Origin of the sequence: Streptomyces sp. NPDC048523, assembly GCF_043199815.1 — a bacterium.
Classification (GTDB): Bacteria; Actinomycetota; Actinomycetes; order Streptomycetales; family Streptomycetaceae; genus Streptomyces.
Genome location: NZ_JBICWQ010000004.1, coordinates 275653 through 288047, shown reverse-complemented (window position 1 = coordinate 288047; position 12395 = coordinate 275653). Strand labels below are relative to the sequence as shown.

At 71.3% G+C, this 12395-nt stretch carries 6 protein-coding genes; 3 read left to right on the top strand and 3 right to left on the bottom strand.

The features are described 5' to 3' along the window. Positions 1–91: 91 nt before the first annotated feature. From ACGFWE_RS22165 to ACGFWE_RS22155, 3 genes are all read left to right on the top strand, one after another. Complete coding sequence (locus ACGFWE_RS22165; protein WP_393601124.1) at positions 92–1801, top strand: NlpC/P60 family protein; 1710 nt, start codon at positions 92–94, stop codon at positions 1799–1801. A 204-nt stretch (positions 1802–2005) separates the two neighbouring features. After that, on the top strand, positions 2006–4909 hold the full coding sequence (locus ACGFWE_RS22160) for a glycosyl hydrolase 115 family protein (protein ID WP_393601952.1): 2904 nt from the start codon (positions 2006–2008) through the stop codon (positions 4907–4909). A 209-nt stretch (positions 4910–5118) separates the two neighbouring features. Continuing rightward, on the top strand, positions 5119–5889 hold the full coding sequence (locus ACGFWE_RS22155; protein WP_352386657.1) for a LuxR C-terminal-related transcriptional regulator: 771 nt from the start codon (positions 5119–5121) through the stop codon (positions 5887–5889). Here the strand turns inward: ACGFWE_RS22155 and ACGFWE_RS22150 are convergent. From ACGFWE_RS22150 to ACGFWE_RS22140, 3 genes are all read right to left on the bottom strand, one after another. After that, the gene (locus ACGFWE_RS22150) at positions 5864–7339 is read right to left on the bottom strand and encodes an MFS transporter (RefSeq protein WP_352387132.1); all 1476 of its coding nucleotides are present in this window, start codon (positions 7337–7339) and stop codon (positions 5864–5866) included. The two genes, ACGFWE_RS22155 and ACGFWE_RS22150, sit on opposite strands and share 26 nt — an antisense overlap. A 107-nt stretch (positions 7340–7446) precedes the next feature. Further along, complete coding sequence (locus ACGFWE_RS22145; protein ID WP_393601122.1) at positions 7447–8892, bottom strand: alpha-amylase; 1446 nt, start codon at positions 8890–8892, stop codon at positions 7447–7449. Positions 8893–8954: 62 nt separating this feature from the next. Beyond that, positions 8955–12332 carry a pyruvate carboxylase gene (locus tag ACGFWE_RS22140; RefSeq protein WP_352386661.1) on the bottom strand — a complete coding sequence of 1126 codons (3378 nt, stop codon included), beginning with the start codon at positions 12330–12332 and terminating at the stop codon, positions 8955–8957. Positions 12333–12395 lie beyond the last annotated feature (63 nt).

The following is a 12395-nucleotide window of genomic DNA, read 5'->3' as shown; positions in this document are numbered from 1 at the left end:
ATCTCACACTTTTCACACTTCAATCTTCACGTGAGCCTCACAAGTTGGCTAAGTTGACGGCGACCAGCACGACGGAAGGGGCATGACTTTCATGGCGCCGGATCGAACTTCGCGCAATGGAGGGTCCAGCCTCCCGGCCAAGCGCAACTCCGCCCTCGCCACGGCGGCGATGGCCTCCGCGGCCCTTCTCTCGCAGACCGGGAACGCCGCCGCCGACGAGGGACCGAGCCGTGACGAGGTGAGCCGACGGGTCACCAACCTCTACGACCGCGCCGAGAACGACTCCGGTACCTACAACGCCACACGCGCGGCCGGCACGGCGTCCAGCACCCGTGGCCGCACCGGTTCGACGACCGACGGCGGGCGCAAGGCCGAGCGTGATCCCGCCCTCGACGACATCGCCAAGCAGTGGTACGGCATGGCCCGCGCGAAGACGGGCCCGATCATCGCGGCGACCCTGCCCTCCGACCGGGTCGCCGCCCGCCGTGCCGAGCCGCGGCGCCAGCGCCCGGCGGACGCGCCCACGGCACGCGAACCGAAGCCGGCCGAGCGGTCCCTGCCGGAACTGACCGCCACACCCGTGCGCGCCCTGCCGAGCGCACCCGAGCCCACAGCGGCCGCCCTCACCGGCGCCCCGGTCCAGTCACCCGCGTGGGCACCGGAACCGACACCGCAGAACCTCACCGCCACCGGCGAGATCCCCACCGTGGGCGGTACTTCGCGATTCGTCACCGGGGTGCCGGAGTACACCCAGAACCTTGTCACCGAGGTCCCGGAGTACACCCCGCGACCGGTCGCCGGTGTTCCCGAGTACGCACCTCAACTCGTCACCGGAGTGCCGGAGTACACCCCGCAGCTCGTCGCCGGCGTTCCCGAGTACACCCCGCAGACCGATACCGCGTTCCCGACGTACACCGCACAACCCGAGACCGGTTTCCCGCAGTACACAGCTCAGGCAGGCACCGGCTTCCCCGAGTACAGCCCGCAGGCCGGCACGGGGTACCCCGACCACACCGGGCAGCTCAGCACCGCCCTGCCCGAGTACACCGGACCCACCACCACCGGCTACTCGGACTACAGCGCGCAACTCGGCACCGGGCTGCCGGAGTACGCCGCCCCAACCGCCACAGGTTTCCCCGAGTACTCCGCACAAACGACCAGCGGGTTCCCCGAGTACGCGGCCCAGACCACGACGGGATACCCCGCATACTCCGCCCTCACCGCCCCCCTCGCGGCAATCGCACCCCCGCCGGTCGACACCACCCGCACGGCCCCGCCCGTCGCGACCGCCCCCGCCGCGACACAGAGCATTCCGGCCATCCCGGCCCCCCGCGCCCCAGAGCCGGCCTGGCAGACACCCCAGTCGGCCCCGGCCGCCGCCAACCCCTTGGCGCCGGCCCCCGAACCTGATGCGGACCTCCCCACCCCCGACCCCGGTTATGACTCGAAGGTCATCCAGGTGCTCGCCTTCGCCCGTTCCCAGATCGGCAAGCCGTGTGTCTGGGGCGCGGCGGGCCCGGGGTCGTACGACAACTCCGGTCTCACCCAGGCCGCCTGGAAGGTCGCCGGTGTCTCCCTCCCCCGTACCTCCCTCGGGCAGGCGAGCACCGGCACGGCGGTGCCGCTGTACGCCATGCAACCCGGTGACCTCGTCTTCTTCCACGACGACTTCAGCCACGTGGGCCTGTGCACCGGCAACGGCATGATGATCCACGCGCCGGGCCCGGGGGCGTCCATCCGCGAGGAGTCGATCTACCCGACCGGCGAGTCGATCATCCGCGGCGCGATACGGCCCGTCTGACACCCCGCGAGCCACGGAACGAGAACGCGACACGGCACTCCCCCTCACGCATCCCCTGCGCACTCCCTCCGCGCACACCCCTGGACGCCCCCCGAACCCCTCACCTAGGGTTCCGGAGAAAGCGCTTTCTGGCCTGCCCATGCCAACCAGGGGGAGCGTCTCGTGCCGCACCACCAGTGGACCCGCAAGTCCTTCCTCCGGGGAATGGCCGCCGTCGGCGCGGCCCCCTTCCTCCCCGGTCTGATCCCGGCGAGCGCCCACGCGGCCTCGTCGGGCCGCCCCGACTTCCCGCTGGCGGCGGGAGGCGCGGCCGTCGGCATCTTCGTGGACGCGGCGGACGACCCCGCCGTCGTCCGCGCCGCGGGCGACCTCCAGTCGGACGTCGAACGGGTCTCGGGGACGAGACCCGACCTGCTGCGCACGCTCCCGCGAAGCGCCCCCCTGCTCGTCCTGGTGGGCACCCTCGGCGCGAGCCCCGCCATCGACGGGCTCGCCGCCAAGGGCCGCCTGGACGTCTCCCGTGTCAGGGGCCGCTGGGAGGCGTCCGTGACCCAGGTGATCGAGCGTCCCCTGCCCGGCGTCGACCGTGCCCTGGTGATCGCGGGCAGCGACCGGCGCGGAACCGTCTACGGGATCTACGACACCTCGGAGCGCATCGGCGTCTCCCCCTGGTACTGGTGGGCCGACGTCCCCGTCGAGCGCCGCGACACGGTGACCGTCCCCGCGGGGCCCTTCACCCGCCACGAACCGTCGGTCCGTTACCGCGGCATCTTCATCAACGACGAGCAGAACCTGACCACGTGGTCGCACCGCACCCAGAAGACCGACAAGAACATCGGCCCCGAGACGTACAAGCGCGTCTTCGAGCTGTTGCTGCGCCTCAAGGCCAACTACCTGTGGCCGGCGATGCATCCGTACTCCGACTTCTTCAACAAGTACCGGGAGAACCCCGAACTCGCCGACCGCTACGGCATCGTCGTCGGCTCCAGTCACCCCGAGGCCCTGCTGCGCAACGGAGTCCACGAGTGGGAGCCGTGGATCGCCGAGCACCCGAACGCCGACGGCAGCGCGCCGGTGTACGACTACACGGTCAATCCCGCTGTCATCTCCGACTACTGGAGAGCCCGGGCGCGACAGAACGCCGCCTACGAGAGCAGCTGGACCCTCGGCATGCGGGGTCTGCACGACTCCGCGCTGGAGACGAAGTACGCCACCACGATCCCGGAGAAGGTCGCGGTGATGAACGACATCATCGCCGACCAGCGCCGGATCCTCGCCGAAGAGGTCGGCACCGCGGCCGAGCCGCAGATCTTCATCCCGTACAAGGAGGTCCTGGACCTGTACAACGCGGGCGTCCGGGTCCCCGACGACGTCACGCTGATCTGGCCGGACGACAACCACGGCAACATGCGCCAGCTGCCGAACGAGACGGAGCGGGCGCGGCCGGGCGGCAACGGGATCTACTACCACCTCTCCTACTGGGGCCGCCCGAAGAGCTATCTGTGGCTGGACACGACCCAGGTGGCCAAGGTGTGGCAGGAGCTGCGGCGGGTGTACGAGCACGGCACCGACCGCATGTGGATCTTCAACGTGGGTGACGTCAAGTCGATCGAGACCGGCCTGTCCTTCGCGATGGACATGGCCTGGGACGTGGACCGCTGGGAGGCCGACGAGGTCGAGGGCTTCCTCGCCGAGTGGGCCGGGAGACAGTTCGGGCGGCGCCATGCCCACGAGATCGCCGCGATCCGTACGGAGTACTACCGGCTCGCCGGGGAGCTGCGGCCGGAGTTCATCGCGGCGGGCCTCGTCTCCGTCGTCCACCACGGTGACGAGGCGGGGCGCCGGATGGCGGCGTACGACCACCTCCTCGCGCGGGTCCGGGCGGTGGGCGCCGAACTCCCCGAGGCGTACCGGGACGCCTTCTACGAGCTGGTCGAATACCCCGTGCACGGCGCCTACTTGATGAACCTGAAGTACTACTGGGCGGACCGCAACGCCCTGGCGGTCCGGCAGGGCCGGGGTGCCGGTGCGAACCGTTTCGCGGACCTCGCGCTGGCCGCGCACACGGCTGAGGCCGCGCTCACCAGCCGGTACAACACGGAGGTGGCGGGCGGGAAATGGGACGGGTTCATCAATCCGTATCCGTCGCAGATCCCGAAGGCGCCGGGCCGCCCGGCCGTCACCCGGGTCACCCGGCAGGAGACCTCGGGGCTCGGAGTGGCCGCCGAGGGGAACGAGACCGGGGCGGCCCGGCCGCTGTCGTTCTCCTCGTACACCCGCGACCGGCGCTTCGTCGATGTCTTCAACACCGGGTTCCTGCCCCTGGAGTGGGCGGCCGAGACCAGTCACCCCTGGGTGGTGCTCAGCGTCACCGGAGGCTCGCTGACCGAGCAGCGGCGGGTGTGGGTGGAGATCGACTGGGAGCGTGTTCCCGAGGGGGCGCAGGAGGCCACGGTCGTCCTCACGGGCGCCGGGCAGCGCTTCGAGGTGCCCCTGCGGGTGGTCAACGGCCGCAGAAGGGCTCGTGGTTTCGTCGAGGCCCACGGTTACGTGTCGATCGACGCCGCCCACACCGACCAGCGGGTGTCGCGCGGTGGCTGCCGCTGGCGGACCGTGCGCGGGCTCGGACGTCGCACGGGAGCCGTCGAGGCCGTTCCGTCCACGGCGGCTCCGATCACCGCTGACTTCGCCTCGCGGGCACCGGAGTTGCGGTACCGGGTGCGGTTCAGCGGCACCGGCACCTTTCCCGTCACCGTCTTCCGGCTGCCGTCGCTGGACGAGCGCGGGCAGCGGCGGCTGGCCGTCGGGCTCGACGACCAGCCGGTGACCGTCCTGTCCGGGCAGGCCGTCGCGACCGGCAACCGGGGTGACGCCTGGGCCCGCCAGGTGGAGGACGGCGTCGAGAGACTGACCGCCACCGTGACGGTCGCCGAGGCCGGGGAACATGTGCTGAGGATCTTCATGGTCGATCCGGCGATCGCCGTGGACCAGATCGTGATCGACACCGGTGCGCTGCCCGCCACGTATCTCGCGCCGCCGGAGAGCTACCACCCGGTGTTCAACCCGGAGCCCGCGCCGGGCCCCGGCCTGGAGGCGCCGGACCAGTAGGTTTTCACGGCTTCGTGCGGGCCGCCGGTCCCCCGTGCCGGCGGCCCGCACGCGTCGCGGCCGGCGCTGCCGTCCCCGCGGGGAGACAGGCGTATCCGACGGGCCGCCCTCCCCCACTGCGGCCCGCCGGAGCTTCAATGTGCTGGAGTACATCCGAGAACGTCGATGTTGCTCGGATGAAGTGTGGGTCAGCGAGGTACTGGGCCGGTATGGGTACAACTGCGTATGAGCGGATGCTGTCGGTCGCGGTGGCCGCGCTCCACGAACGCGACCCCGATCGGCTGTGGCCCCTGCTGGCGGCCGAACTGCCGGACCTGTGCGGCGGCGACGCCCTGATCTACAAGCTGGACAACTGGAACGAGAACGAGGGCACCCTCGGGCTGTCCCCCGGCGCCGACACGGAGTTCACCTCGCTCGGCGACGAGGAGACGGGACTGCTGCGCTCGGGCTACCCGTTGGCCGGGCACTACGCGGGCCGGGCGGACCGGACGCCCGTCACGGCCCGCCGGGTGGCCGGCCGTTCCTGGTCGGGGAGCCCGACCGCGCGGCTGCTCGACGGTCTCCTGGACGTCGACCACGTGCTGGGCATTCCGCTGCCGCAGTCGACCACCCCGGTCACCGGATGCATGGTGTACCGCTCCGGGCGGGACTTCACCGACGACGAACTGCGTCTGGCCGAGCGGTTGCAGCCCCTGCTGGCCGCCGTCGAGCAGCAGCGGCAGCTCCTGCGGCGGCTCGACGCCCCCTCCGAGGAGGCGGCCGACCTGTCGCTCACCCCCCGGGAGACGACCGTGCTGCTCCTGCTCGGCGACGCCCTGACCGCCGTGTCGATAGGCCGCAGACTCGGGATATCCGAGCGTACGGTCCACAAGCACATCGCGAACATCTACCGCAAGCTCGGCACGCACGACCGTGTCAGCACGGTGCTGCACGCCCAGCGGCTCGGCCTTGTCCCTACGGCAGCGGCGGCCCGCCCTTGAGGCGTTCCAGGTCGGCGGGGCGGACCTGGATGGCCACGACGGCGATGAGCGCGGCGAGCACCGTGAAGATCGCGGCCACGACGAAGGCGGCCGAGACACCGGCGGTCAGGACCTCGTCGCCCCAGGAGCCCGGGAGTTCGCTGGTGCGGGCGAAGAGCCGGCGCTCCGCCGGGGTGGCCTGGGCGAGGAAGCGGGGGACCTGCTTCTCCGCCTCGTTGGTGCTGGCGGTGCCGAACATGGTGACCAGGATGGACAACCCCAGCGAACCGCCGACCTGCTGCGTGGCGTTGAGGAGACCGGAGGCCGCGCCGGTCTCCTCGTTGGGCACGTTGGACAGCGCCATCAGGGTCAGGGAGACGAACTCCATGCCCATGCCGAGGCTGAAGACGAGCATCGGGCCGAGGACACTGCCCGCGTAGGTGGAGTGGACGTCGGTCAGGGTCAGCCAGGCCAGCCCGGCCGCCGCGAGGATCGCGCCGCCCACCATGAAGGGCTTGGGCCCGTACACGGGCAGGAACCGCGAGGCGAGTCCGGCACCGAGGGCGATGACCGCGCTCACCGGCAGGAACGCGAAACCGGTCGCCAGCGGGCTGAAGTTCAGGACGTTCTGCACGAAGAGCGTCAGGAAGAAGAACATGCCGAAGATCGCGGCGGCGAGGCACAGCATGATGCCGTAGGTGCCCGCGCGGTTGCGGTCGGCGAACATGTGCAGCGGGGTGATCGGTTGCCGGGACCGCTTCTCGACCAGCACGAACAGTACGAGGAGGACGGCCGCCGCGGCGAACGAGGCCAGCGTGAACGCGTCCCGCCATCCTTCCTGTGCGGCCCGGATGAAGCCGTACACGAGCAGCACCATGCCCGCCGTGGCGGTCAGCGCTCCGGTGATGTCGAAGTGGCCGGGATGGCGCTCGGACTCGGGGATGAAGCGGGGCGTGGCGAGCGCGATGAGCAGTCCGATGGGGACGTTGACGAACAGCACCCACCGCCAGTTGAGATACTCGACGAGGATTCCGCCGGCCAGCAGCCCGATAGCGCCGCCGCCCGCCGAGACCGCGGCGAAGACGCCGAAGGCCCGGTTGCGCTCGGGTCCTTCGCGGAAGGTGGTACTGACCAGGGAGAGGGCGGTGGGGGACGCGATGGCGCCGCCGACGCCCTGGAGGGCGCGTGCGGCGAGGAGTTGGCCCTCGTTCTGGGCGAGCCCGCCGAGCAGCGAGGCCAGCACGAACAGCAGTACTCCGAAGACGAACATGCGGCGTCTGCCGAGGATGTCGCCGGTTCTGCCGCCGAGCAGCAGCAGCCCGCCGAAGGTGAGGGTGTACGCGTTCACCACCCAGGCCAGGCTGGTGGTGGAGAAGTCCAGGGAGCGCTGGATGTCCGGGAGCGCGATGTTCACGATGGTGATGTCGAGCACCACCATGAGCTGGCAGGACGCGATGACGAGCAGGGCCATGACGTTTCCGCCGCCGCCGGAGTCCGGTGTGGCCGTCCGTGGTGCAGAACTCGCCTGCGGGTCGCTGCTCATGGTCTCCGTTCGACGGTACGCCCCCGCCGTGGCGGTCACCACTTGAGGACGTGGTGGCCCCAGGCCTCCAGGGACACGAACAGACCGGAGCCGGTCAGTTCGTCTCCGTCACGGTCGTACACCGCGCCGGTGAGCAGGTCGGTGGCCCGGCACGAGCGGCCCCTGAGGTCGTCCCACGGCAGGGGCAGCCTTGCCTGGGCCGGACGGTCGGAGTGGTTCACGACAACCAGGTGGCGGGCGTCGGCGTGCGTCCACGTCCAGGCCAGCAGGTTGCGGTGGCTGTCGTTGTCCGGCAGACCCGTCGATGTCACCGGCCGCCAGTCTCCCCGGCGTACGGCGGCAGCGGCGGGCAGCAGCCGGCCGTAGAAGTCCCGCAGGGGCTCGTCGACGGGCTCCTGCGGTCTGCGGCGCAGGAAGACGGGGAGCCGCACCCGGCGGCCCTCGAACTGGCCCTCGTGCCAGAGCGTGGCGCCGGGCAGGGTCGCCACGGCGACGGCCGCCGCGCGTCCCCGGTCGCCGGGCAGGGTGGCGGCGGCCCGAGGCTCGTCGTGGTTCTCCAGGAAGCGGACGAGACCGCGCTGGTGGGCGAGGTCGGCGGCGAGGTGGGCGCGGACGGAGTCGGCGTCCTCGTGCAGCAGACGGTCGTAGAGGCGCTTGTCGTAGCAGTGGTCGAACCCCTGCTGCCGGAGGGGCTGTTCGAGGTCCCAATACGCCTCGGCGACGAAGAGGAAGTCGGGGTGGCGGGCCCTTGTGCGCGCGATGACGTAGGGCCAGAAGTCCTCGGCGGGGGCGGTTCCCGCGCGCTCTCCCCAGGTCCTGCCGAAGATGTCGTTCATCAGCAGCATGGCCATGTCGCAGCGCACGCCGTCGGCCTGGTCGCCGATGGCCACGAGGGTCGCGACGGTCGCCTCTCGGAGTGCCTCGCTGAAGGCGTTCACCTGCACGACGTCGGGCCAGGGCGGGAAGTACGGGTCCCGGCCGCGGGCGTAGATCCCCGCCCCTGCCTCGATGAAGCCGGCCGGGTCGCGGGCCAGGTCGTCGGCGGTGCCCCGGACGAGACGGTCGGGGGCCGAGGTGAGCCAGGGGTGGTCGGGGGCCACGTGGTTGGGGACGTGGTCGAGGATCAACCGCACTCCCCGCGCGGCGAGTTGGGCGCGGGCGGCGGCCAGTCCTTCCGGTCCGCCGAGTGCGGCGTCCACGACGTAGTCGCGTACGCAGTACGGCGATCCGGCGATGTCCGCCCCGGTGAAGCCGGGCAGGGCCTCGCGGAAGGAGGCCATGAGCCCCTGGTCGCGCAGGGCGATCTCCAGCCCGGCCGGGCTGCGTTGCCACACGCCCATCAGCCACACGGTGTCGACGCCGGGCGGCGCGACACCGTCCCAGACCTCGCCGGGCACGTCGCCGAGGGTGACGGGACGGCCGTAGCGGTGACTCAACTCGCCCAGCCAGACAAGGGTGTTGATTTCGTGGATCACTGTCATGCCGAGGGCTCCTCCCCGTCACCGGCCGCCCGCGGGGACTCCCCGCGGGCGATCGCGCCGGCTCAGGCGATCTCGACCAGCAGGTCACCGCCCTCCACCTGCTGGATCTTGTTGATGGCGAGGCGGGAGACCCGCCCGGCCTTCGCGGCCGTGATCGAGGCCTCCATCTTCATGGCCTCGATGGTGGCGACGGTCGCTCCGGCGGCGACCTCGTCGCCCTCGTTCACGGCGAGCGTGACCACTCCGGCGAACGGGGCGGCGACATGGCCGGTGTTGGAGCGGTCGGCCTTCTCCGTGGCCGGGATGTCCGAGGAGACCGCGGCATCGCGGATCTGGATGGGCCGCAGCTGGCCGTTGAGCGTGGACATCACCGTGCGCATGCCCCGCTCGTCGGCCTCGCCGATCGCCTCCAGCGCGATGAGGAGCCGCACGCCGGGCTCCAGGTCGACGGCGTACTCCTTGCCCGGACGCAGGCCGTAGAAGAAGTCCTTGCTGTCCAGGAGGCTGGTGTCGCCGTAGGACTGACGGTGTGTCTCGTACTCGCGGGTCGGGGCGGGGAACAGGAGCCGGTTGAGGGTCGAGCGGCGGTCCTTCTCCAGGCCGGTGCGGTCCTCGGCGTTCAGCTCCTTGACGGGCTTGGCGTCGGCGCGGCCCTGCAACGCCTTGGTGCGGAAGGGCTCGGGCCAGCCGCCGGGCGGGGTGCCGAGCTCGCCGCGCAGGAAGCCGATCACGGAGTCCGGGATGTCGAAACGGTCCGGGGTCTCCTCGAACTCCTTGGGGGTGACCCCGGCGCCGACCAGGTGCAGGGCGAGGTCGCCGACCACCTTGGAGGACGGTGTGACCTTGACCAGGTGGCCGAGGATCCGGTCGGCGGCGGCGTACATCGCCTCGATGTCCTCGAAGCGGTCGCCGAGGCCGAGCGCGACGGCCTGGGTGCGCAGGTTGGAGAGCTGGCCGCCGGGGATCTCATGGTCGTAGACGCGCCCGGTCGGTGAGGCGAGGCCCGCCTCGAAGGGGGCGTAGATCTTGCGGACGCTCTCCCAGTACGGCTCCAGGTCGCCGACGGCCCGCAGGTCCAGCCCCGTCGGCCGGTCGGAGTGGTCGGTCGCGGCGACGATCGCGGAGAGGGAGGGCTGCGAGGTCGTACCGGCCATGGAGGCCACAGCGCCGTCCACGGCGTCCGCGCCCGCCTGGATCGCGGCCAGGTAGGTGGCGAGCTGGCCACCCGAGGTGTCGTGGGTGTGGATGTGCACCGGCAGCTCGAACTCGCGGCGCAGCGCCGAGACGAGCTTGGCCGCGGCGGGGGCGCGCAGCAGGCCCGCCATGTCCTTGACGGCCAGGACGTGGGCGCCCGCGTCGACGATCTGCTCTGCGAGGCGCAGGTAGTAGTCGAGGGTGTAGAGACGCTCGTTCGGGTCGGAGAGGTCCGAGGTGTAGCAGAGGGCGACCTCGGCGATCGAGGTGCCGGTGGCGCGTACGGCCTCGATGGCGGGGCGCATCTGGCTGACGTCGTTGAGGGCGTCGAAGATGCGGAAGATGTCGATGCCGGTCTCGGCGGCCTCCTGCACGAAGGCGTCGGTCACCTCGGTCGGGTACGGGGTGTAGCCGACCGTGTTGCGGCCGCGCAGCAGCATCTGGAGGCAGAGGTTGGGCACGGCCTCGCGCAGGGCGGCGAGCCGCTCCCAGGGGTCCTCGGCGAGGAAGCGCAGGGCGACGTCGTAGGTGGCGCCGCCCCAGCACTCCAGGGAGAGCAGCTCGGGCAGCGTGCGGGCGACCGTCGGGGCGACCGCGAGCATGTCCTTGGTCCGCACGCGGGTGGCCAGCAGCGACTGGTGGGCGTCGCGGAAGGTGGTGTCGGTGACGCCGATGGTCGGCGACTCGCGCAGCCAGCGGGCGAAGCCCTCGGGGCCGAGCTCGGTGAGCTTCTGCTTGGAGCCCGCGGGCGGCTCCACCGCGGTGTCCACCCGGGGCAGCTTGCTGACCGGGTCGATCAGGTCGGGCCGTTCGCCGTGCGGCTTGTTGACCGTCACGTCGGCCAGGTAGGTCAGCAACTTCGTGCCGCGGTCGGCGGAGTGACGGGCCGTCAGCAGGTGCGGGCGCTGCTCGATGAACGACGTGGTGACGTTGCCCGACTGGAAGTCCGGGTCGTCCAACACCGCTTGGAGGAACGGGATGTTGGTGGCCACACCGCGGATGCGGAACTCGGCGACGGCACGCCGGGCCCGGTTGACCGCGGTGGTGAAGTCCCGTCCCCGGCAGCTGAGTTTGACCAGCATCGAGTCGAAGTGGGCGCTGATCTCCGTACCGGCGTGGGTGGTGCCGCCGTCGAGGCGGATGCCGGAGCCGCCGGGCGAGCGGTAGGCGCTGATGCGGCCGGTGTCCGGGCGGAAGCCGTTGGCGGGGTCCTCGGTGGTGATACGGCACTGGAGGGCCGCGCCGTGCAGCTGCACCGCCTCCTGGGAGAGGCCGAGGTCGGCGAGGGTCGCGCCCGCCGCGATCCGGAGCTGGGCCTGGACGAGGTCGACGTCGGTGACCTCCTCGGTGACCGTGTGCTCGACCTGGATGCGCGGGTTCATCTCGATGAAGACGTGGTTGCCCTCGCGGTCGAGGAGGAACTCGACGGTGCCCGCGTTGCGGTAGCCGATCTCGCGGGCGAAGCGGACGGCGTCGGCGCAGATCCGGTCGCGCAGGTCCGGGTCGAGGTTGGGCGCGGGGGCCAGCTCGATGACCTTCTGGTGGCGGCGCTGAACCGAGCAGTCGCGTTCGTACAGATGGATGACGTTGCCCTGCCCGTCGGCGAGGATCTGCACCTCGATGTGGCGGGGCTCGACGACGGCCTTCTCCAGGAAGACGGTCGAGTCACCGAAGGCCGAGGCCGCCTCGCGCGCGGCCGCCTCGATGGACTCGCGCAGCTGGGCGCGGTCCTCGACCCGGCGCATACCGCGCCCGCCACCACCGGCGACGGCCTTCACGAACACCGGGAAGCCGACGTCCTCGGCCGCCCTGACCAGCTCGTCCACGTCGGTGGAGGGCGCCGAGGAGCCGAGCACCGGTACGCCGGCGGCGCGGGCGGCGGCGACCGCGCGGGCCTTGTTGCCGGTCAGTTCGAGGATGTCGGCGCTGGGGCCGACGAAGGTGATGCCCGCTTCCTCGCAGGCCCGCGCGAGCTCGGGGTTCTCGGAGAGGAAGCCGTAGCCGGGATAGACGGCGTCGGCGCCGGCCTGGCGGGCGGCGCGGATGATCTCGTCGACGGAGAGGTAGGCCCGCACGGGATGGCCCGGTTCGCCGATCTCGTAGGCCTCGTCGGCTTTGAGTCGGTGCAGCGAGTTGCGGTCCTCGTGGGGGAAGACGGCGACCGTCCTCGCGCCCACCTCGAATCCCGCGCGAAACGCGCGGATCGCGATCTCACCACGGTTGGCGACCAGTACCTTGCGGAGCATTCCCGTTCCCTTCGGCCTGCCGGTGACGCACCCATGTTCTCGGCAAAGACCGCCGGTGGCCAT